Here is a 21,460-nt window from a genome sequence, read left to right on the forward strand (position 1 = left end):
TCTCCGGGCTGACGGAAGGTCGCCCGCAGCCGCGTGCGGGCGCTGTGTCGCCGGCGCCGCGTCGATGACGGGCGCCGGGTCGTGGAGGTGCTCAGCTCATGCCGAGTTCGAGCAGCATCCGCTGTTCGGTGTCGCCCGCCAGGCAGGCGTCGTCGACCGTCGCGGCCGGCTCGGCGCAGGCGGCGTCGAGCAGGACCAGGTACTGGTCGAAGAGCCGCTCGACGGTGGCGCGGTCGAGCAGGTCCGTGTCGTAGTTGAACTCGGTGCGCAGGGACAGGTCCGGCAACTGGTGGATCGTCACGGCGAGGTCGAACTGCCCCTCGTCATAGGGCACCACCACCTGGTTGGTCCGGTGTCCGACGAAGCCGTTGCTGGTGTCGGAGAGCGTGTCGTCGTGCTGGCGGGTGAGCAGGGTGATGGTGACCCGCACCAGCGGGTCCCGGTCCCGGCGGGCCGCCTGGACCAGGGCGAACGGGTAGCCGGCCCGCGCCACGCCCTCGGCGAGCTGGCGTTTCGCGTCGGTGATCGCCTGCGCGAAGGTGGTGCCGGCGACGAACGACGACCGCAGCACGACCGGGTTCACCAGCATCCCGACCACCTCCCGCAGCGCGCGCCCCCGCCGCAGGGAGACCGGGCAACCGATGGTGAACTCGCCCTGCCCCGTGCAGCGGTGCAGCAGCGCCTCGAAGACGCCGAGCAGGACGCCGAACGGGGTCACCGCCAGGGCGGCCGCCGTGGCGCGGACCTGCCCGGCGACCTCGTTCGACAGGGTGCGGGCGACGGACGCGCCCCGGTAGGAGCGGGCCGCGGGGCGGGGCCGGTCGGTGGGCAGGGTGGCGGCGGTGGCCCCGGCACAGGTGCGGGCCCAGTGCTCGGCCAGCTCGGCGCGGCGGGGGCCGGCCAGCAGCGCCTGTTCACGGGCCACGAACTCGTCGTAGTCCGGCCGCGTCGGCCAGTCGACGGCGGCCCCGCCCCGCACCATCCGGTACGCCTCGCCGAGGTCCCGCCAGATCAGCCACTGGGAGAGCCCGTCGGTGGCGATGTGGTGGATCACCAGCACCAGCGCGCAGTCCGCCCGGCGGCGCAGCAGCACCGCCCGCAGCGGGCCGTCACGTTCGAGCCGGAGCGGCTGCTCGCCGACGACGCGGACCAACGTACGCAGGGCGTCGTCGTCCACGTCGCCGACGTCGCGTACCTCGACGGCGCCCGCGCCGACTGGGTCGACCAGCCGCACCGGCCCCGCACCGGTCTCGGTGAACCGGGACCGGAGCAGGTCGTGCCGATCCTGCACGGCGACGAGGGCGGCCCGCAGCACGTCGAGGTCGAAGGCCGGCGCGGCCAGCGTGGCCGTCACCACGTTGCTGGTCGAGCTTGCGGGCGCGAGCCGGTACAGCGCCCACTGCGCGGCCTGACCGACGGACAGCTCCCGGGTGTCCCCGTCGCCGGCGCTCACTTGGCGGCGAGCACGAAGTCGGTGAGGTCCCGGACGCGGACGAAGTTGCCGACCTCCTCGTCCGGGACCTCGATGTCGAAGTGGACCTCCGCCGCGCCGAGCAGGTCGACCAGCTTGAGCGAGTCGAGGCCCAGCTCCACGAAGGTGTCGTCGGCGGCGATCGGCCGCTGCGGGTCGTCGGTCATCAGCTTGCGGGTCAGCTGCTCGATGTCGGCGGCCACCTGGTCAACTGTCATGTCAGTGTCCTTTCGAGGGGGGTGTTCAGGGCATCCGGACAATCTGGCCGGCGTACGCGAGGCCGGCGCCGAAGCCGAGCAGCAGCGCCTTGTCGCCGGGCTTGGTCCGGCCGCTCTCGTGCAGCCGGCTCAGGGCCAGCGGCACCGAGGCCGCCGAGGTGTTTCCCGTGTCGACCACGTCCCGGGCGACCTTCTCCTCCGGGATCTCCAGGATCTCGGCGAGCTGCTCGATGATCCGCAGGTTCGCCTGGTGCGGCACGAACCAGTCGATCTCCGACAGGTCGATCCCGGCGCGGGCGCAGACGTCCCGGGCGACCGGGGGAATGTTCTTGGTGGACCATCGGTAGACCAGCGGTCCGTTCATCGAGGCGTACTCGTTGCCGTCCCTGCCCCACTTGGTGCCCAGGATGGGGGCCCGGCGGCCGTCGCTGCCCCACACCACGGGGCCGATGTCCTGGCGCTCGGAGCGGGAGATCACCGCGGCCCCCGCGCCGTCGCCGAAGATGACGTAGGTCGCCGGGTCCTCGGGGTCGATGAACTCGGTGAGGTGCTCGGCGCCGACGACCAGCACGTTGCGTGCCTCGCCGAGGCGGACCGCGTTCGACGCGACCGACACGGAGTAGGCGAAGCCCGCGCAGGCGGCGTTCAGGTCGAACGCGCCGGTGGCCGGGATGCCGATGCGGTGGGCGACCTCCGGCGCACCGCCCGGGATCCGGTCCCGCTTGGTGGCGGTCGCCAGGATGAGCAGGTCGACCTCGGACGGGTCGACGTTCGCCATCGCCAGCGCCTTCGCGCCGGCCGCGGCCGACATCACCGGCACGGTCTCCCCCGGGCCGGCGGCGTGTCGGGTCTTGATCCCGGTGCGCTCCTCGATCCACTCCGGGGTCACCTCCGTGCGCAGCGCGATGTCCGGGTTGGTGACCACGCGGGTGGGCCGGTAGGCGCCGAGCCCGGTGATCGCCGAACCGAAGATGTTCGACATCGTTCTCCCTTCGTCAACGCGGCCGGCAGCCGCGTCGAGGTCTGCCGGGAGAGAGGCTCGGGCAACCGCCTATAGCTTCTCTACATATCGACGCCGCATAGGAAAGCCATAGCCTCCGGGGAAAACCTGCGTCGGGCGCGGACCGTCGAGGCCCGAAGGCCGAGCGGAAGGGTCCATGATGAGAGACTTCACCGACCGGGTGGCGGTGGTCACCGGAGCCGGCTCCGGCCTCGGCCGCGCGCTCGCCGTCGAGCTGGCCGCCCGGGGTGCCCGGCTCGCCCTCTCCGACGTGGACGACGAGGGGCTCTGGGAGACCGTGCGGCGCTGCGCGGCTGCCGGGCGCGGGGCGCGCGGCTACCGGCTGGACGTCACGGACCGGGCCGCGGTGCTGGCGCACGCCGAGCGGGTCGACGCCGACTTCGGCCGCGTCGACCTGGTCGTCAACAACGCGGGGGTCACCCTGCTCGCCTCGGTCACCGACGGCGCCTGGGAGGACCTCGAGTGGGTGATGAACGTCGACTTCTGGGGCGTCGTGCACGGCACCCGGGCGTTCCTGCCGCTGCTGACCGCCTCGCACGGGCACCTGGTCAACGTCTCCAGCGTGCTGGGGCTGGCCGGCGCGCCGATGCAGAGCGGGTACAACGCCGCCAAGTTCGCCGTCCGGGGCTTCACGGAGGCGGTGACGCAGGAGCTGCGCGCCGACGGGGTGCCGGTCGGGGTCAGCTGCGTGTATCCCGGCCTGATCAGGACGAACATCCTGCGCAACGCGCGCAACGACGGGTTGCGCGACTACCAGGCGGTCCGGGAGGGCTTCGAGCGGTCGGTCACCCTCACGCCGGAGCACGCGGCCCGGACCATCCTGCGCGGGGTGGCCCGCAACCGGACCCGGATCCTGATCGGTGCGGACGCGTACCGCACCGACTTCCTGACCCGGTTGCTGGGCCCCTGGTATCCGAGGGCCGTCTCCGGCCGCAGCCGGCGGCCCGTCACATCGCCAGGCCACCATCCACGGTGATCACCTGCCCGGTCAGGTACGACGCGCGCGACGACAGCAGGAACGAGACGACCTCGGCGATCTCCTCGCTGCGTCCGAGCCGGCCCAGGGCCACCCGGTCCCGGGCGATGGCGCCCAGCTCGCCGGAGAGGGCCGCGATCATGTCGGTGTCGATGTAGCCCGGCGCGACCACGTTCGCCCGGATGCCGTACCGGCCGACCTCCTTCGCCAGCGCCTTCGTGAAGCCGATGACCCCGGCCTTGGAGGCGGAGTAGTTGGTCTGCAACGCGTTGCCGGCCACGCCGGACACCGACGAGACGGTGACGATCGACCCGGCACGCCGACGCATCATCCGGCGTACCACGGCGCGGCAGAGGTGGTAGGTGCCGTCCAGGTTCACCCCCATCACCGAGCGCCAGTCGGCGTCGGCCATCAGGGCCAGCGGCTTGTCGCGGATGATGCCGGCGACGCTCACCACCGCGTCGACGTCGCCCAGCTCCCGCTCGGCGGTCGACACGAACTCCCGGACGGCCACGAGGTCGGCGACGTCGACCGTCATGGCCAGCACGCGCCCGCCGGCGAGGGCCGCCTGCGCGACCACCTCGTCGGCGGCGTCCCTGCTGGACTGGTAGCACATGGCCACGTCGTAACCGTCCCGGACGAGCTGGTGCACCACCGCCCGGCCGATGCCCCGCGAACCGCCCGTGACCAGGGCGACCGGGCGCCCCCCGGCGCTCACCGCGCCACCGGGGCGGCCAGCTGCGCCGGGGATCGCGGGTCCGCCTGCGAGCCCGGGTCCGGCCGCGGTGCCCGGGCCGCCGCGTCGAGGGACGCGCGCAGCGACTGCACCGTCCGCATCGCCCCGACCAGCCGGCCCACCCGCAGCACCACGGTGGACCCGACGACGCTCTCGCCGGTGACGAAGGCGGTGTCGGCGACCAGCCGGTTCATGGTCACGTGGTGCTCCACCGTCTCCCCCGGCTGCACCGGCCGGCCGAACCGGATGTGCTCGAACACCCCGGCGACCGGCACCCCGCCGGTGAGCACGTCCGGCATGGGCCGGTCGTGGCGGATCAGCACCAGCGCCGCCTGCCCCCAGGACTCCAGGAGCAGCGACATCGGCAGCGGCCGGTCACCGGTGACGGTGAGCGAACCCACCAGCCGCCGCCGGGGCACCAGCTCGGTGACCCGGTCGACCAGCAGCATCGGTGGCCGGTGGGGGATGATCCGTCTGATCTCCTCGATGTCCATCATGGTCGTCACTCCTCGCTCCGGTAGCGCAGCAGCACCTCGGCGACCGGCACGGCCGCCACCGCGACCTCGCCGCGCCACAGTTCGTCGGTACGGTGGATCGTCACGACCAGTTCGTCCTCGCCCCGGAAGGGCAGCAGGAAACGGCAGCTGACGATCTCGTCCAGCACCAGCTCGGGGGCCACGGCGCGGACCGCCCGGTGCACGAACTCGAAGATGTGCACCCCGGGCAGCAGCGGGAATCCCGGGTAGTGGCCGGCGAAGACCGGGTCGTCGGGGTCGGGGCGGACGCGGGCCACGACCGTGTCGGGGGCGACGTGCTCCACGTCGACGGGGGCTGCCGTCGCGTAGTCGGCGGTTGTCAGGGCGTTCACCCGGCCACCGTGCGACGGGCGGCTATATCTTCTCTACAACCCGGCCCGGTCACCGTCTCCCGGTCGTGGCCCGCCCCCGCGCGCTCCGGGCGAGCCGCGCCACGCCGGCCAGGCAGCGCGGTGGCGCCAGTTCAGTTCCCCACCGCGCTCAGCGCGCCGGCGCCGGCCATCAGCACCCGGTCCGCCTGGTCGGCCTTCTCCCGGGCGAAGACGCGCACCAGGCCGTGGAAGCGGTACCGCTGCCGCCGGCCACCGTCGGACTCGACGATCTCCAGCAGCCGCGCGTCGACCAGCTTCTCCCCCACCTCCTCACCGGTGTGCCGGGACACGCCCAGCACCTCGGCGGTGCACCAGCTCGGGAAGGCCGGCGCGCGCAGCAACGACAGCCGGCGCAGGGCGAGCTGGCCCAGGTCGGCCAGTTGGTGGTAGCTGCTGTCCAGCCGTTCCCGGACGTCCATCGAGCCCAGCCGCAGCTCGTCGAGCCGGTACCGCTCGTCGGCGAGCCGGTCCGCCAGGTATCCCAGCGACCAGTGCGGGCGGGCCAGGAGCCGGGATCCGGCGACCCGGACGCCGAGCGAGAGCCGGCCGCACGACTCGACGATCCGGTTGGCGGCCTCGGCCTCCCCCGCGATCCGGTCGGCCCCGACGATGCGGCCGAGCAGTCCGAGTGCCTGTTCCCGGTCCAGGGTGCCGACCTCGATCGACGTCGCGCCGGCCAGCTCGGGCAGCCGGACCCGGCTGGTGACGACCACCTGGCAGCCGGGGTCGCCGGGCAGCAGCGGGCACACCTGCGCGTAGTCCGCCGCGCCGTCGAGCATGACCAGCAGCCGCCGGCCGGCGAGCTGGCTGCGGTAGAGCCGGACCCGCTCGCCGAGCCCCTTCGGGATGCCCGACTCGGCGTGGCCGAGGCTGCGCAGGAACCAGCCGAGCACGTCGTACGGCTCGACGGCGTTGCCCCGCGGGCCGCCGAGGTCGGCGTAGAGCTGGCCGTCGGGGAACGCGGCCCGACAGAGGTGGGCGGCGTGCAGGGCGAGCGTGCTCTTGCCCACGCCGGCCATCCCGGTGACCACGGCGACCGGCGGGCGGGCCGCCGGTCCGGCGGTCAGCACCCGCAGCAGCCCGCCCAGTTCCCCCTCCCGCCCGGCGAAGTCACCGACGCCGGGCGGGAGCATCGCGGGCCGCACGCCGTGCCAGCTCGGCTCCGCGACGGCGGCCGGAGCCGGCGACGCGGGACCGGCGAGGATCTTCCGGTAGGCCTCGGTGAGCAACGGTCCCGGGTCGACGCCCAGTTCGTCGGCGAGTACCCGGCGACCCTCGTGGTAGGCGGCCAGCGCGTCGGCCTGCCGGTCGCAGCGCAGCAGGGCCGTCATGAGCTGGGCCCGCAGCCCCTCGTGCAGCGGGTGGCGGGCGACGAGCCGGGTGACCTCGGGGATCAGCCGGACGTGGCGGCCCAGCAGCAGGTCGGCCTCGATCCGGCTCTCCAGGACCGCCATCCGCAGCTCCGCCATCCGGTGCGACTCGGCCGCGGCGAGGTGCGGGGTCACGTTGGACAGTGCGGCGCCCCGCCACAGCGACACGGCGGCGTGCAGCCGCTCGGCGGCCTCGGCGTGCAGACCGTCGCGCAGCGCCTCCCGCCCGGCCTCCGTCAGGCGCTCGAACTCGTCGAGGTCGAGCCGGGCGGCACCGATCCGGATCTGGTAACCCGACCACTGCCGCACGATGTCCACCTCGGCGCCCAGGTACTTACGCAGCCGCGAGACGTAGTTGTAGAGCTGGGCGGCGAAGGTGGCCGGCGGGTGCTCCCCCCAGAGCAGCTCGCACAGCCGGGTGTCGGGCACCGTACGCCCCTCGGCGAGCAGCAGCGCCGCCAGCACGGTCCGCTGCTTGGCCCCGTCCAGCGCCACCTCCGCGTCGCCGCGCCAGGCCCCCACCGGCCCCAGTACCCGAAACTCCATCCATGGCTCCGTTCATCGCGCCGCCCCGGGTAGAACAGTCGTCCGAGACTCATCGGCGCCGGCACCCGCCCACATGCGTGAGCGGCACCCATTTTCGCGCCCACGTCACTCTGGCCGTTCAATTGATCACTGATGGTGACTAGGATGGGAACGCTGCGCGTCGGTCGAAGAGCGGCCCCCGGAGGCCGCCCGGGCCGCCGTCGCCGGGCTCCGCCGGGTCGACCGCCAGCCGCGCCGCCAGCGCCGGGAACACGAATGTGGGTAGTTTCCACGCATGAACTCCGCGTCCGGCTCTGGCACCTTGCAACGGTGACCTCGACTCTCCCGGCCGGCACCGCCGATCACGCCCGCGGCGTGCGGCTGTCCCCGCACTGGTGGGCGCCGGGGCTCACGCTGCGCGAACGCGCAGCCGGCCGGGCGGGCCGCGGGGCGCGGCGGAACCTGACCGACACCCCGCCCGGCACGGGCGACGACGACCTCGACCGGCGGCTGGCCCGGTGGCGGGCCGGGCACGGGGCGGGCCTGGCGGCCCGGCTCGCCGAGGTAGGCCTGGACGAGGCGGGACTGCGCGACCTGCTGGCCGAGGACCGGGACGCGCTCGCCGCCCGCACCACCCGCCCGGACTGGGCGCGGACCGTCGAGGCGGCGCTGGCCGCCGCCACGCCCCGCCCGCCGGCCGATCCGGCGGACTGGCGGGCCGCCCTCTCCGCGCCGCTGCGGCCGTTCGTCGACGTCGCCGTCGCCCGGTTCCGCACCGACGCCGGGCCACTCGCGACGGACCGGGTCGTCGACCTGGCCGCCCTCACCGGCCAGTTCGCCGCCGCCCTGGGCCGCCGCCTGCTCGCCGTCGCGGCCCGCACGCTGGTCACCGAGCTGCACCGCCGCCGGGCGGCCGGCCGGCTCACCGGCGCCGACGGGCAGGCCCGCTTCGCCGACTTCGTGGCGCAGCTCTGCGACCCCACCGGCCTGGCCGAGTTGATGCAGCGCCAGCCCGTGCTGGCCCGCCTGCTCGCGCAGGCCGGCACGACGGCCGCCCGGTCCGGGACCGAACTCCTGGGCCGGTTCGTCGCCGATCGCGACGACCTGGTCGCGGCCCTGCTCGGCGCCGGCGACCCCGGCCCGCTCGTCGCCGTGCGCGATGACCTGGGTGACCCCCACGCCGGTGGCCGGACGACCGCCGTGCTGCGCTTCGCGGACGGCCGGCGCGTCGTCTACAAGCCACGGGACCTGGCCTGCCAGGCCCGCTTCACCGGGTTCGTCGACTGGCTGGATCAGCACACGCCGGGGCTGGGGCTGCGCGGGGTCGCCGCCCTGACCCGGCCGGGCTACGGCTGGTCGGAGTACGTCGACGCGGGGGCCCTGCGTCACCCGGCTCAGGCGGACGTGTTCTACCGGCGGCAGGGCGCCCTGCTCGCGCTGCTGCACGCCCTGCACGCCACCGACATGCACTACGAGAATCTGATCGCCGCCGGCGACACCCCCGTCGTGGTGGACACCGAGACGCTCTTCCATCCCCCGCTCGGCGAGCCGGTGAGCACCGGCGACCCGGCCGCCGACGTGCTGACCGCCTCGGTGCACCGCACCGGTCTGGTGCCCGTGGTCGTCGTGGGCGACCAGGGCACGATGGACCTGTCCGGCGTCGGCGGAGACGAGGGCGGAACGGCGCCCGCCAGCGCCCTCGACTGGGCGGAGCCGGGCACCGACCGGATGCGGTTGGTCCGTGGGGCGGTGGACTTCGTCGGTGGACGCAACCGCCCGCGCCTCGGCGACACCGTCGTCGACCCCGGCGCCCACGAGCCCGCGTTGCAGGCGGGGTTCCGGCTCGCGTACGAGGTGATCCGGGCGCACCGGCCGGAGTTCACCGCACTGGTCGCCGCCTGCGCCGACGTCCCGGTGCGACTCATCGCCCGTCCCACCTCGGCATACCATGCCCTGCTCACCGGAACCACCCACCCGGACGTGCTCGGCGACGCGCTGGAGCGGGACCTCGCGTTCGGGATCCTCTGGTCGAGCGTGCGCGCGCACCCGTTCCTCGCCCAGCTCCCGGGCCACGAGGCCGCCGCGCTGTGGGCGGGCGACGTCCCGCTGTTCGAGGGCACGCCGGGCAGCCGGACCGTACGCGCGGCCGGTGGCGGCGAGGCGCTGCCCGTGCCGCTGGCCCGCACCGGGCTCGACGCCGCGTTGGACAAGATCGCCGCGCTGGACGAGGCCGACCGTCGACACCAGGAGTGGATCGTCGCGGCGACGCTGGCGACCCGCCGCCCGGTCGACGGGCGGCACACCGGCACACCGGCACACCGGCCGGTCACCGGCATCGACGCGTCGCCGGAACGCCTGCTCGCCGCGGCGTGCGCGCTGGCCGACGACATCCAGGACCGGGGCGTGACCGACGGGCGGCGGACGAACTGGCTCGGCCTGGAACTGGTCGACGACCGGCAGTGGCTCGTCCTACCGATGGGGGCGGGGCTGGCCCACGGGCACCTCGGCGTCGCGCTGTTCCTCGGCCAGCTCGCCGCCGTCACCGGCACCGCGCGCCACGCCGAACTGGCGCGCCGGGCCGTCGCCGGCGTACCCGGGCTGTTCCGGCTGCTCGACGCGCGCCCGGACCTGGTGGCCGCGGTCGGCCCGGGCGGGCTGTCCGGCCTCGGCGGCATCGCGTACGCACTCGCCCGGCTGTCCACCCTGCTGGCCGACGCCGAGCTCGCCGGGCAGGCCCGCGCGGCGGTCGCGCTGGCCGCCGCCGCCAGCGCGGATTCCCCGGCCCTCACCTGGGCCGACGGGGGTGCGGGCTGCCTCGCCGCCATGACCGCGGTCGACGCGGAACTGGGCGACGCGCCGGCGGCGTCACTCGCCCGGGGCTGGGCCGACCGGCTCGTCGACGCCGTCGAGCGCGACGGCCTGCCGACCCGGGTGGGCTTCGCCGACGGGCTGGCCGGCATCGGCTGGGCGCTGGACCGCCACGCCCGCACCGGCGGCGCCCGGTACGCGCGGGCGGCCCGGCGCGCGCTGGGTGATGTCCCCGACCGGGCCGAGGCCGGACAGGCCGGGTACGGCTGGTGCCACGGCGCGGCCGGCCTGGCGCTCGCCGATCACGTCCGCGGCGCCGACACCCCGCCCGACGAGGCGGCGCGCCTGCTCACCGACCGCGCCCTGCTCGACGACCTCAGCCTCTGCCACGGCGAGCTGGGCGTCGCCGAGGTGGCCGGCCTCCTCGACGGCGACGGGTGCGTGGCGCGGCGCCACGCCGGCCGGGTGCTCGACGCCGTCGAGCGGTACGGGGCGTCCTGCGGGACCCCGGGTGGGGTGCCCACCCCCGGCCTGCTCAGCGGCCTCGCCGGCATCGGGTACGGGCTGCTCCGGCTCTCGGGAGCCGGGCCGGTGCCGTCGGTGCTGCTGCTGGAGCCGACCCCCCGACCGTGCCCGCCCGGTGGCGGACGCCCGGACGGGCGACGACGATCTCCGATGGAGCGGTCAGCTCCGGGAAATCCTCACGAGCAACACCAACAGGAGGAATGACAGTTGTCCGAGAAGCAGATCTCCCCGCGCCCTGCCGACGAGACCGACTCCGCCGTGCCGGTCGACGACCCGGCCGGGTCGACGTGGCTGCAGCCCGTCATGACGTTCGGCCTCCGCGCAGCCGCCCTGGCCGGTCTGGTCGTGCCCGTGGGCATGGTGATCGGCAGCCTCGTCGGTGACGGCGGCGCGGTGGCCGAGGCCGCCCCGCTGACGACCTGCTGTCCGGAACGTCCACTGTGATCCGGCGGTAGCCGCCCCCGAGCGGGTGTCGGCAGCACCGCGTTGGGTGCGGCCGGCCCTCCTCGGATAGCGTGCGCAGTGTGTACCGCTCCTCGAAGTTCATCGGTCGGGACGCCGAACTCCGCGCGGTGCTGAACAGCATCGAGTCGGCCCGGGCCGGGCTGGGCGGCGCGGTGTTCGTGGTCGGCGAGAGCGGCGTCGGCAAGTCCCGCCTCGCCTCACGGGTCGCGGAGCTGGCGACCGGGGCGGGCATGCGCGTGATGCGGGGCCGGGGCAGCACGATCGGCACGGCGGTGCCGCTGCGGCCCCTCACCGAGGCGCTGCTGTCGCTGCTCCGGTCCGGGCCGGTCGACCCCACCGTGCTCGGGCCGTACGGCCCGATCCTCGGCCGGCTCGTCCCCGACTGGGGTCGGCCGCCGGCCGACCAGGAGAACGCCTCCCTGGTGATCCTCGCGGAGGCCGTCCTCCGGTTGACGGGGGTGGCCGGCGCCGGCCGGGGCTGCCTGCTGCTGCTCGACGACCTCCAGGACGCCGACACGGAGACGTTGACCGTGCTGGAATACCTGATCGACAACCTCGCCCTGCAACCGACCCTGCTGCTGGGGGTGGTCCGGGCCGAGCCCTGCGCGGCGTCGTCCATCGCCCGCTCGGCCGCCCAGCGTGGCCAGTGCACCCTCATCGAGCTGGGCCGCCTCGACGACGACGGGCTGCGGCAGATGGTCGGCGCCTGCCTCGACACCGACCCGGAGCGGGTGCCGGCGGCGGCGCACGCGCTCGTCTCGACGAGCAGCGCCGGCAATCCGTTCCTGATCGAGGAACTGGTCGCCGGCATGGTCGACAGCGCCCTGCTCATCGGCGGCCCCGAGGGCTGGCGGATGTCCGAGGAACTGCCCGCCGTCCTGCCGGGCACCCTGGCGCGGGGCATGGCGCAGGGGGTCGAGCAGCTCGGCCCGCAGGCCCGCGAGCTGCTCTCGATGGGTGCGTTGCTGGGGCAGCGGTTCCCGCTGGCCGTGGTGCAGGCGGCCACCGGGCTCGGCGACCGTACGGTGCTCGACCACCTGTGCGGTGACGTGGCCGGGCGGCTGGTCACCGTGGACGACCAGCTCACCGACTGGTACGCCTTCCGGCACCGGCTCACCCGGGAGGCGCTGCTCAGCCTCCTCGCCCCCGCCGAGCGGACCCGGCTCGCCCGGCGGATGGCCGACGCGGTGGAGGCGGTCTTCCCCGGCCTGCCCGGCGAGTGGTGCCAGGTGTCGGCCACCCTGCACCTGGAGGCCGACAGCCCGGAGACGGCCGGCCGGTTGTTCACCGAGGCGGGGCGGCGGGCCATCGCGCAGGGCGGCGCCACCACCGCCGTCGGCCTGCTGGATCGCGCGATCGGCCTGCTCGGCAAGGATCCCGGGGCACGCGCGGCCGCCCTCGAGGCCCTGCTGCACGCCCTGGCGGAGGCGGGACTGGTCGAGCGTGCACTCGCGTCGGTGAGCACCCTCGACCAGATCGGTGGGGTGGATCCACGCCGGCGCGCGCAGCTACACACCCGGCTGGCCTGGGCCGCGACGGTCGCCGGCCGCTCGGCCGAGGGCATGGCGCAGGTGGAGCAGGCGCGGTCGCTGCTCGGCCCGGACGCCGCCGCGGAGGACACCGCCCCGATCGACGTGGTCGCCGCCCACCTGGTGCTGGACACCGCCGGGCAGGACCAGCTCGCGACGGCGGAGGCGCTGGCGCACCGGGCGGCGACCGTCGCCGAGACCGTCCCGCTGCCGGTGGTGGCGTGCCAGGCCTGGCAGCTTCTCGGCGCGCTGATCCGGCACCGCGATCCGGCGGAGGCGACGCGGTGCCTGGAGCGGGCCCTGGCGATCGCCGCGGAACACCGGTTGCCGATCTGGGAGATCCACGCGCTGATCCGGCTCGGCAACGACGACGCGCTGCGCGACGCCAGCCTCGACCGCCTCGAACAGGCCCGGGACCGGGCCTCCCAGGCCGGCGCGGTGACGGCCCGCCACCAGGCGGAGGCGAGCCTGGCCCTGCACGCGGTGCTGCGGGGCGACTTCGACACCGCGACCGCCCTCGTGCACCAGGTGCTGGCCGCGACCACCCGGCTGAAGCTGCTGGAGACCACCCAGTACGTGCTGCTGGTCGACGCGGTGCTGGCGGGGCACCGGGGCCGCCGCCGGGAGATGGAGCACGCGCTGGGCGAGTTCCGCCGGTGGGACGGCGACCAGGCGCTGCACGCCCCCCGGGTGCACGGGCTGGCCAGGGCGTTCTGCGCGCTGCTGGAGGAGGACCGGCCCCGCGCCCTCGACGAGCTGGCCCGCGCGTTCGCCGCCGAGGAGCAGAGCCCCACGGTCTTCCACCTCTCCGGCCGGCACGGCCTGCACCTGCTGCTGCAGGTGATGTCCGGCGAGGCCGGCTGGTCGGCCTACGAGGCGGTGCAGAGCGACTCGGCGAGCCGGCTGCGCTGGGACCTCCAGTTCGCGCTGTTCGCGAAGGCGGTGCTGCTCGGCCGGGCGGGGCGGCCGGAGGAGGCGGCCCAGGCGGCGGCCGAGGCGATGCGCGCCGGTGCGCCGTACGCGATGGGCCGGCACCTCGCGTTGCGTCTGGTCTGCGAGTCGGCCCTCGCCGACGGCTGGGGGGCGCCGGTGTTGTGGCTGCGCGCCGCCGAGGAGCACTTCCACCGCGGCGACGTGCCGGCCGTCGCCAGTGCCTGCCGCGCGCTGCTGCGCCAGGCGGGCGTACGCGTGGCGCAGCGCCGCTCGGGTGCCGGCGACATCCCCTCGGGGCTGCGGTCGGTGGGTGTGACGGTGCGGGAGTTCGAGGTGCTCCGGCTGCTGGTCGGGCGGTTGAGCAACCGGGAGATCGCCGGGCGGTTGCACCTCTCTCCACGCACGGTGGAGCGGCACGTGTCCAGCCTGCTCGGCAAGACGGGCCTGCCGAACCGGATCGCGCTGAGCGAGTTCGCCGCCGAGGTGCAGGGCCGGTGACGAGCCACCGTGCCGCCGTCGACGGCGGCACGGTGGCCGGGCCCGTGGGCGACGCTGGCGTACACCGCCGGGTGCCCCGGCCGGCGGTGAGGTGCGCGCGAGACGCTTTCGAGCTGATGTCGTAGCCGATTCACCGACCACCCGCACGGGCCGCCGCGGCCGAGACCCTAGGACCCACTGTCGTCGCCGGAGGACCCGAGCACCACCACCCGCGCCCACTCGGGCGGTGAGTCCGGCACGTACCCGGGATCGCTCTCGTCCCACTGCCGCGTGCGCAGGCGGGGAAACAGCCCGACCACAGTGCGACAGGACGGCTTCGCGACCGGCCAGGGCGTCTGCCCGTCGGTCAGGACCACGACGACGTCCGGGCGGGGCCGGGCCCGCAGCGCCGCGGCGAATCCCGTACGCAGGTCGGTCCCGCCCCCACCGACCAGCGGGATCTCCTCGGCGCGGCACAGCGCGTGCACGGCCCGGGCCGCCGCGTCGCACGACAGCACGCTGACGAGGTCACGCCGGCCGCCCACGGCGCGGGCGATCGCCGCCACCTCGAGCAGCGCGCCGCCCAGCTCGGCGTCGCTGACGGACCCGGAGGTGTCGACGACCACGCAGACCCGAGGCGGCCTGCGCCGCAGGCTCGGCAGGACGACGCCGGGCACCCCGGCGGAGCGCCGCGCCGGCCGGCCGTACGTGTAGTCCTCGCCCGCGCCCGGCCCGGAGGCCGCCGAGCGGATCGCCGCCCCCAGCAGGTCCCGCCACGGCTGGGGCGGGTGGAACGCCTCCTGCGCCCACCGCCGCCAGCCCTTCGGGGCGTTCCCGGGACGCCCGATGATGCCCTGCGCGACCCGGAACCGCACCGCGTCGCGTTCCTGCGCGCTGAGGCCGTGCGCGCCGTCCGCGCCCAGGTCCCACTCCCGCTGCGCCCCGTCGGCGCCGCTGCCGCAGTCCAGCCAGGCCCACCCCTGCGTACGCGGCCCGAGCCGGAACTGGCGCAGGTAGTCCTCCATCAGCTCCCCCTCGGGCAGCCCCAGCGTCGCCGGGTCGACGACGCCCTCGGGCCGGGCGAGCCCGTCGCCGAACACGTCGTCGTTGATCTCGCAGTCCGCGGCGATGTTCATCCGCAGCCGCTCCCCCGGCCCCGTCAGCCCCCGTTCCCGCGCGACCCGGTCACTGCGCCCGTGGTGGTCGCGCAGCAGGTGCGAGACCTCGTGCACCCACACCCCGGCGAGTTCCGCCAGCGGGGTGCGGTCCACGAAGACCGGGGAGGCGTAGCAGCGCCAGTGCCGGTCCACCGCCATCGTCGGCACCCGCCGCGACGGCACCACGTGCAGGGCGAACAGCGCCGACGCCAGGTAGGGGCGGACCCGCACGGCGTGCAGCCGGGCGGCGAAGAGCTTCTCGCGGTCCAGCGTGCCCCGGCTCACCTGCCGTCGCCCGCGGCGGTCGCGGCCCGCGCCTGGTCCGCCCTTCGGGACACGGACACCGCCCCGGCGAGGCGGTCGATGGCCGCCGGCACGTCCCAGTCCTCACGCCGCAGGGCGGCCAGCGTGCTCGCGGGGACGACCACCAGGTCCGGGGGGCCGGTCTCCAGCGCCTTGACCAGCAGCGCCCACGCCGCGTCCCAGCGGGACCGCTCCGGGCGGCCCCGCACGGCCTCCACCACGCCGTCGAGCACGACCTGGCGCAGGTCGCCCCGCTCGGGCAGGACGGCAGCCGCCGGGTCGGCCAGCAACGTCTCGGGATCGGGCAGGTCCATCCGATCCATGCTGGCGAGCAGTTCCAGCCCCGGGCCGTCGCCCACCGTGCCGCGCACGAGCATGGACAGCACCTCGCGGGAGGTGCCGGCGGCGGTCGCGAAGGCCGTCAGGCGCAGCGCCATCTCCCAGCTGCGGGGCGAGGGCCACGGCCCGCCCCGGCGGGTATCGTTGCCGGGCAGTCGGTGCACGAGCGCGGGGCGGGCGGCCAGCAGCCCGCACACCGCGCGCCGGGCGAAGGCGACGGCCTCCGGCAACCGCCGCGGCTGCAGCCGGGGCAGCATGCTGCGGGGCCAGGTGCCGCCCAGGCCGCGCACCACGACCTCGTGGTCGTGGGTCCACTGGAGGTGCACGAAGCGGTTCGCCAGTGGCGGGCTCAGCTCCCAGCCGTCGGCCGCCGAGGAACGCGGGTTCGCGGCGGCCACGATCCGGATACCGGGCGGGAGCCGCAGCGCGCCGACCCGCCGCTCCAGCACGAGGCGCAGCAGGGCGGCCTGGACCGCTGGCGGGGCGGTGGAGAGTTCGTCGAGGAACAACAGCCCACGGCCGGTCCGGACCAGGCGCACGGCCCAGTCCGGCGGAGCCATCGGGACGCCCTGCGTGGCGGGATCGGCGCCGAGCACCGGCAGCCCCGAGAAGTCGGACGGTTCGTGGACGCTGGCCACGACTGTCGTCAACGGCAGGTCCAGCTCCGTGGCGAGCTGGGTGAGGGCCGCGGTCTTGCCGATCCCCGGCTCGCCCCACAGCAGTACGGGCAGGTCGGCGGCGACGGCCAGGGTCAGCGCCTCCAACTGCGTGTCGGGGCGGGGTTCGGTGCCGGTGTCGCGCAGCAGGGCGATCAGCTCGGCGGCGACGTCGAGCTGCGAGCCGGGGGTCCGGTCGACGGGAGTGACGGTGGCAAGGGGCATGGTGATCACCTGTGTCTGCTCGTGGTGGGTGAGGCGAGGGGGTGCGGAGCCGAGGCTCCCGGTCAGCGGGCGATGCCGTGGCGGGGGCGCGAGCGGCGGTCGCGGGTACGGCGGGGCTGCGCGACGGCCGGCCCCGGACCGAGACCGGCCAGTCCCGTCCGGAACAGCCCGTACGTGACCCGCGCCTGCGCGGCCGTCTCGAGTTCGTCCCGCAGCGCGCCGGCGCGCACGAGCGCGTCGGGTCCCAGCAGGGCCTCGACGAGAGCGAGCGCGCCGGCGGTGTCACCGTGGTCAAGCCGGGCCCGGATGTCGGGGAGGCTCTCCGGGTGGCGGTGCGCCTCGTCGATGGCCCGCAGGCACGGCAGCGGGGTGCCGGTCAGCGCGGCGAGGAGCTCCTCCCGGCGGATCTCGGCCGGGTCGTGGTCCAGCGCGACGAGTGTCCCGTCGGCCAGGCCGATCCGGTGCGTGGCGCCCCGGCACCGCACCGGGCGCACCTGTCCCGCCAGGTCCGTCGGCCGGGTCGCGGTGTCCGGGCGACGGCCGGGGGCCAGGGCCGACGCGACCAGCGGGTGCAGCCGGTCGACGTCGATCAGTCCACTGCGGAGCAGTTCCAGGTCGGGTGACTCCCAGGTCGCGGCGTCGGGCAGCACCGGCATGGCCCCGCCGGGGCACGTCGCCCCGCGGCGCCCGTCGGCGCGGCCTCGGGCGGGCGAGAGGGCGACCCGCACCTCGGGTGGCCCGCCGCCGGCCGGCGGCACCTCGATGCGCAGCCGGCGCCGGGTGCCGATCCGCACGTCGACCGGGCCGCTGCCGCGGCCCTCGGCGGCGAGCAGGAGGGCCGCCTCGGCGGCCCACCGGTGCACCGCCCAGCCCCGCCGCCGGCCCGCCGCCTCCGACGGCTCCGGGGCGTCCGTGGTGGGCCGGTCCGCGCCCGCGCGGACCCGCAGTTCCGCGGCCCGCCGCGCATCCCAGAGGTGGCGGTGCAGGTCGAGGCGGAACCGGCGGTCCGGGTGGGGGTGCGGGTGGCGGCGGGTGGCGGTCCCGGAGCGGGACCCGTCCCACAGCGCCAGGCTGAAGCGCTGCCCGCCGTCGGCCCAGGCCGGTGGCGTACGGACCACGAGGTGCACGGGGCCATCCGGGTGTCGCCCCGGGTCGTACCGGGCCAACGAAATGGTCAGGCCGGGGCGCAGCAGCCCGTCGGGCGCGATCCTCGGCAGGTGCCAGCGCAGCAGGTCGGGAGCGAGGTGACGAAGGTCGGTGCGGAGCCGGTCGGTGAGTTCGCGGCCGTGGTCACGGGCCACGGAGCGCAGGTCGACGTCGACGTCGACACGGGCGGCGGCGCACGCCCCGGCCCAGTCCCCGACGGCGCGGCGGGCGGTGGCGAGCTGGATCATGGAGGGCGGCACGGCGAACTCGCGCACGCGCAGCCAGGAGGACGAACGAGTAGCCGGATTCGCGGCTGGTGAGCGCATCAGCACTCACCTTGCGAGAACCGGGCCCCCATTCTGGTGAGAGAGGAAGTCGTCATCGCCGCGAGCATACGGCCACCGGCGCCGCTCTGCCAGACCTCCACCGCGTCGAACCGCCGCGCGCGCCCCGGGGGGACGGCACTCCCGGGCCGGGCCCGGCGGACCCGTCTTCGTCTCCCCCGTTTCTCCCGCACGTCTGGGGGTAGGGGCTGTATTGACTGCTCAAACACCGTTTCGTGGAGGAACCCGTCAGATGGATGTCAGCAAGCCCGCCAAGGCGGTCAGGGATGTCGTGGAGACCGCAGCCGGGAAGGTGACCGACGCGCTGACCCCGGACGTGCCCGGCGCGCCGGGCAGTGCCCCGCCGACGGTGGAGGAGCCGACGACGCCACGCGACCCGTTGCCGCCGAAGCCCGAACAGGGCGCACCGCAGACCCGTACGCCGACCGGCGCACCGACCGGCGCCCCGACGACGGCGAACGGCCAGCAGGGCGCCTTCCTCACCACGTCACAGGGGGCGCGGCTGCGCGACACCGACCATTCGCTGAAGGCCGGGCCGCGCGGTCCCGTCCTGCTCCAGGACCACCACCTACGCGAGAAGATCACGCACTTCGACCACGAGCGCATCCCCGAGCGCGTGGTGCACGCACGCGGCGCCGGCGCGCACGGCGTCTTCGAGGCCTACGGCACGGCCGAAGGCGTGACGAAGGCCGGCTTCCTGGCGAAGGGCACGACGACCGACGTCTTCGTGCGCTTCTCCACGGTCCTCGGCTCGCGCGGTTCCGCCGACACGGTGCGCGACACCCGTGGCTTCGCGACGAAGTTCTACACCGAGGAGGGCACCTTCGACCTGGTCGCCAACAACATGCCGGTCTTCTTCATCCAGGACGCGATCAAGTTCCCGGACATCATCCACGCCGGCAAGCCGCACCCCGACCGGGAGATCCCGCAGGCCCAGAGCGCGCACGACACCTTCTGGGACTTCGTGTCCCTGCACACCGAGGCGCAGCACCACACCATGTGGAACATGTCCGACCGGGGCATCCCGCGCTCGTACCGGATGATGGAGGGCTTCGGCGTCCACACCTTCCGGCTCGTCAACGCGGCCGGCGAGACGGCGCTGGCCAAGTTCCACTGGAAGCCCAAGCTGGGTGTGCACTCCCTGACCTGGGAGGAGGCGCAACTGCTCGGCGGCGTGGACCCGGACTTCCACCGCCGGGACCTCTACGACGCCATCGAGGCCGGCGCCTTCCCCGAGTGGGAGCTGGGTCTGCAGGTCTTCCCCGACACCCCCGAGGAGACCTTCGCCGGGATCGACCTGCTCGACCCGACGAAGATCGTGCCGGAGGAGCTGGCGCCGGTGCAGCCGGTCGGGAAACTGACGCTCGACCGGACGCCGACGAACTTCTTCGCCGAGACCGAGCAGGTCGCCTTCCACGTCGGCCACCTGCCGCCGGGCATCGACGTCACGAACGATCCGCTGTTGCAGGGCCGGCTCTTCTCGTACGTCGACACGCAGCTCACCCGGTTGGGTGGCCCGAACTTCTCGCAGATCCCGATCAACCGCCCGCACGCGCCGGTCAACGACATGCTGCGCGACGGCTTCCACCAGCAGGCCGTGCACGCGGGGGTCGCCCCGTACCGGCCGAACTCGCTCGACGGCGGCAATCCCTTCCCCGCCGGCGACGAGGACGACGCGTTCGTCGACGTGCCGGTCACGGTCGCGCAGGCGCCCAAGGTACGCGCCAGCCCGGCCTCGTTCGACGACCACTTCAGCCAGGTGCGCCTGTTCTGGCTGAGCATGTCGCCGGTCGAGAGGGAGCACATCGTGCGCGCCTACACCTTCGAGCTCGGCAAGTGCTACCACCAGGCGATCCGGGAACGCCAGTTGCAGTGCCTCGCCAACATCGACCCGGTGCTGTGCGCGCAGGTGGCCACCGGGCTGGGGCTGCCCGCCCCGGAGCCGACCGTGCCGCTCGCCGACGCCGCGCCCAGTCCCGCACTGTCGCAGGTGGGCAGGCAGTGGCCGGCCGACGGCCGCACGGTCGGCATCGTCGTCGACCCGGGCGCCGGCCTCGACGATGTCGGCGAGGTGCGCCGGGCGGTCCTCGCCGCCGGCATGGTGCCGCTGCTGATCGCCCCGCACGGCGGCACGGTGGGCGACCTGTCCGTGCAGCGGACCTTCGCCACGGGCCGTTCCGTCGAGTTCGACGTGCTCCTGCTGGCCGGGGCCCCGGCGCCCGCACCGGACGCGTTGCCGGCGCGCGACGCCAAGGCGGGCGCGGCCAACTCCAGCACCGTCGACCCGCGCGTGCTGCTGCTGGTCGAGGAGTGCTGGCGGCACGCCAAGGCGATCGGCGCGTGGGGTGCCGGCGCGGACGTGCTGCGGCAGGCGGGGGTCACCGGCACGCCCGGCGTCGTCACGGGCGACTCCGGGGCCGAGGTCCTCACCGCCGTGCGGCAGCTCCTGGCCGCCCACCGGGTGTGGGAGAGGTTCCCCGCCTCGATCGCCTGACCGGCTCGTCCCCGCACGGGGGGCCGTCCGCCGCCACCATGGGCAGGGCGGCCCCCGTTGCCGGTGGGCCTCCTTCAACCGCCCGGGCAGCGGGTGTCACCGCCGTCGTGCTCCTGGCAGGTCGTGGGGACCGGCGGGGGCACGGCGGGTGGCCAGAGGGTGCGCGTGGCCTACCGCGACGGCCGGGATCAGCGCCGCGCGAGCACGACGGTCAGGAGCGTGCTCACCGTCGGGACAGCTCGGCCAGCCAGCGGTCCAGGTCCGCCGGGGAGCGGAACAGCACCACCGGCGGCCCGGCCGGGTCGGCCTGCCAGGCCCGCATCCGCCGCCGCACCCCACCGAACGCGGCGATGTGCCAGAACAGGATCGACTCCCGGGACAGGACGCTGCCCAGCGTCTCGCGGTTGCCGTTGCAGATCTCCTCCCCCGTCACCAGCCGCCCGACGGTGCGGCGCAGCAGGCGCCAGAAGGAGAGCCGGCGCGGGTAGTCGAGGCCGACGACCAGGTCCGCGCGGGCCAGGACCACATCGCGCCACCCGTGGTACGCCCCGTCGAGGATCCAGCGCTCGCGCCGGCAGAGCGCCTCGATCCGGCTGCGCTGCTCCGCCACCGGCACCTCGACCCAGCCGGGCCGCCAGACCAGGTCGTCGACCGGGTACCACGGCACCGCGAGAAGCTCGGCCAGCCGCGCCGCGACGGTGGACTTGCCGGCGCCGTACACCCCGTACACCAGGATGCGGGATGCGGTCATCGCGGCAGCGTACGACGGCGGCGGCTGATCCGCACTGCCCGCCCCGGACGGGCGCCGGTCGCGGCGTCCCGGGCCGTGAGAGGA

At 75.2% G+C, this 21,460-nt stretch carries 16 protein-coding genes; 5 read left to right on the plus strand and 11 right to left on the minus strand.

Translation table 11 applies throughout. The features are described 5' to 3' along the window. Positions 1 to 91: 91 nt before the first annotated feature. The 3 genes from ACQ452_RS16740 to ACQ452_RS16750 are packed head-to-tail and all read right to left on the minus strand — an operon-like array spanning position 92 to position 2,671. Entirely contained in the window at positions 92 to 1,453 is a 1,362-nt protein-coding gene (locus ACQ452_RS16740) for a condensation domain-containing protein (protein WP_433385399.1), read from the minus strand. After that, positions 1,450 to 1,689 (minus strand): acyl carrier protein, encoded by a 240-nt coding sequence (locus tag ACQ452_RS16745; RefSeq protein ID WP_433385402.1) that lies wholly within the window; start codon positions 1,687 to 1,689, stop codon positions 1,450 to 1,452. The genes ACQ452_RS16740 and ACQ452_RS16745 overlap by 4 nt, the downstream gene beginning before the upstream one ends. 25 nt (positions 1,690 to 1,714) lie before the next feature. Continuing rightward, positions 1,715 to 2,671, minus strand: coding sequence for a beta-ketoacyl-ACP synthase III (locus tag ACQ452_RS16750; protein ID WP_433385405.1), 957 nt, complete (start codon positions 2,669 to 2,671; stop codon positions 1,715 to 1,717). Positions 2,672 to 2,846: 175 nt separating this feature from the next. Between ACQ452_RS16750 and ACQ452_RS16755 the strand changes: the two genes are divergently transcribed. Continuing rightward, the gene (locus ACQ452_RS16755; protein WP_433385408.1) at positions 2,847 to 3,686 is read left to right on the plus strand and encodes an SDR family NAD(P)-dependent oxidoreductase; all 840 of its coding nucleotides are present in this window, start codon (positions 2,847 to 2,849) and stop codon (positions 3,684 to 3,686) included. On the opposite strand, the gene ACQ452_RS16760 is transcribed toward ACQ452_RS16755, so the two are convergent. The 4 genes from ACQ452_RS16760 to ACQ452_RS16775 all read right to left on the minus strand — a co-directional run bounded on the left by ACQ452_RS16760 (position 3,658) and on the right by ACQ452_RS16775 (position 7,245). Next, positions 3,658 to 4,404 (minus strand): SDR family oxidoreductase, encoded by a 747-nt coding sequence (locus tag ACQ452_RS16760; protein ID WP_433385411.1) that lies wholly within the window; start codon positions 4,402 to 4,404, stop codon positions 3,658 to 3,660. The genes ACQ452_RS16755 and ACQ452_RS16760 overlap by 29 nt on opposite strands. Next, positions 4,401 to 4,919 (minus strand): 3-hydroxyacyl-ACP dehydratase FabZ family protein, encoded by a 519-nt coding sequence (locus ACQ452_RS16765; RefSeq protein ID WP_433385414.1) that lies wholly within the window; start codon positions 4,917 to 4,919, stop codon positions 4,401 to 4,403. The genes ACQ452_RS16760 and ACQ452_RS16765 overlap by 4 nt, the downstream gene beginning before the upstream one ends. Before the next feature lie 5 nt (positions 4,920 to 4,924). Then, a complete protein-coding gene (locus ACQ452_RS16770; protein WP_433385417.1) occupies positions 4,925 to 5,290 on the minus strand; it encodes an ApeI family dehydratase in 366 nt (121 codons plus the stop codon). Positions 5,291 to 5,421: 131 nt separating this feature from the next. After that, positions 5,422 to 7,245 (minus strand): BTAD domain-containing putative transcriptional regulator, encoded by a 1,824-nt coding sequence (locus ACQ452_RS16775; RefSeq protein ID WP_433385420.1) that lies wholly within the window; start codon positions 7,243 to 7,245, stop codon positions 5,422 to 5,424. A gap of 309 nt (positions 7,246 to 7,554) precedes the next feature. On the opposite strand from ACQ452_RS16775, the gene lanM reads away from it, so the two are divergent. The 3 genes from lanM to ACQ452_RS16790 all read left to right on the plus strand — a co-directional run bounded on the left by lanM (position 7,555) and on the right by ACQ452_RS16790 (position 13,982). Beyond that, a complete protein-coding gene (gene lanM, locus ACQ452_RS16780; RefSeq protein WP_433385423.1) occupies positions 7,555 to 10,761 on the plus strand; it encodes a type 2 lanthipeptide synthetase LanM in 3,207 nt (1,068 codons plus the stop codon). Between the two features lie 3 nt (positions 10,762 to 10,764). Beyond that, a complete protein-coding gene (locus tag ACQ452_RS16785) occupies positions 10,765 to 11,001 on the plus strand; it encodes a hypothetical protein (protein ID WP_433385426.1) in 237 nt (78 codons plus the stop codon). 80 nt (positions 11,002 to 11,081) lie between these two features. Continuing rightward, positions 11,082 to 13,982, plus strand: a complete 2,901-nt coding sequence (locus ACQ452_RS16790; protein ID WP_433385428.1) for an ATP-binding protein — start codon at positions 11,082 to 11,084, stop codon at positions 13,980 to 13,982. Positions 13,983 to 14,149: 167 nt separating this feature from the next. Here ACQ452_RS16790 and ACQ452_RS16795 read toward each other — a convergent pair whose 3' ends face one another. The 3 genes from ACQ452_RS16795 to ACQ452_RS16805 form a co-directional block, all read right to left on the minus strand. Next, the gene (locus ACQ452_RS16795; protein WP_433385431.1) at positions 14,150 to 15,403 is read right to left on the minus strand and encodes a vWA domain-containing protein; all 1,254 of its coding nucleotides are present in this window, start codon (positions 15,401 to 15,403) and stop codon (positions 14,150 to 14,152) included. Beyond that, positions 15,400 to 16,641 (minus strand): AAA family ATPase, encoded by a 1,242-nt coding sequence (locus ACQ452_RS16800; protein WP_433385434.1) that lies wholly within the window; start codon positions 16,639 to 16,641, stop codon positions 15,400 to 15,402. The genes ACQ452_RS16795 and ACQ452_RS16800 overlap by 4 nt, the downstream gene beginning before the upstream one ends. 62 nt (positions 16,642 to 16,703) lie before the next feature. Continuing rightward, positions 16,704 to 18,113 (minus strand): hypothetical protein, encoded by a 1,410-nt coding sequence (locus ACQ452_RS16805; protein WP_433385436.1) that lies wholly within the window; start codon positions 18,111 to 18,113, stop codon positions 16,704 to 16,706. Positions 18,114 to 18,363: 250 nt separating this feature from the next. Here ACQ452_RS16805 and ACQ452_RS16810 point away from each other — a divergent pair, with 250 nt between their 5' ends. Continuing rightward, positions 18,364 to 20,625, plus strand: a complete 2,262-nt coding sequence (locus tag ACQ452_RS16810) for a catalase (RefSeq protein WP_433385439.1) — start codon at positions 18,364 to 18,366, stop codon at positions 20,623 to 20,625. Positions 20,626 to 20,848: 223 nt separating this feature from the next. Here the strand turns inward: ACQ452_RS16810 and ACQ452_RS16815 are convergent, their stop codons facing one another. Further along, positions 20,849 to 21,376: an adenylate kinase gene (locus tag ACQ452_RS16815; protein WP_433385442.1), complete on the minus strand. Its 528-nt coding sequence runs from the start codon at positions 21,374 to 21,376 to the stop codon at positions 20,849 to 20,851. Between the last annotated feature and the right edge of the window lie 84 nt (positions 21,377 to 21,460).

The organism is Micromonospora sp. KLBMP9576 (genome assembly GCF_050941805.1).
Lineage (GTDB): Bacteria > Actinomycetota > Actinomycetes > Mycobacteriales > Micromonosporaceae > Micromonospora.

Coding starts and splice junctions, on each gene's coding strand:
- ACQ452_RS16745 (WP_433385402.1), bottom strand. CDS start 1,689: ATGACAGTTGACCAGGTGGCCGCCGACATCGAGCAGCTGACCCGCAAG.
- ACQ452_RS16750 (WP_433385405.1), bottom strand. CDS start 2,671: ATGTCGAACATCTTCGGTTCGGCGATCACCGGGCTCGGCGCCTACCGG.
- ACQ452_RS16755 (WP_433385408.1), top strand. CDS start 2,847: ATGATGAGAGACTTCACCGACCGGGTGGCGGTGGTCACCGGAGCCGGC.
- ACQ452_RS16765 (WP_433385414.1), bottom strand. CDS start 4,919: ATGATGGACATCGAGGAGATCAGACGGATCATCCCCCACCGGCCACCG.
- ACQ452_RS16775 (WP_433385420.1), bottom strand. CDS start 7,245: ATGGAGTTTCGGGTACTGGGGCCGGTGGGGGCCTGGCGCGGCGACGCG.
- ACQ452_RS16800 (WP_433385434.1), bottom strand. CDS start 16,641: ATGCCCCTTGCCACCGTCACTCCCGTCGACCGGACCCCCGGCTCGCAG.
- ACQ452_RS16805 (WP_433385436.1), bottom strand. CDS start 18,113: ATGCGCTCACCAGCCGCGAATCCGGCTACTCGTTCGTCCTCCTGGCTG.
- ACQ452_RS16810 (WP_433385439.1), top strand. CDS start 18,364: ATGGATGTCAGCAAGCCCGCCAAGGCGGTCAGGGATGTCGTGGAGACC.
- ACQ452_RS16815 (WP_433385442.1), bottom strand. CDS start 21,376: ATGACCGCATCCCGCATCCTGGTGTACGGGGTGTACGGCGCCGGCAAG.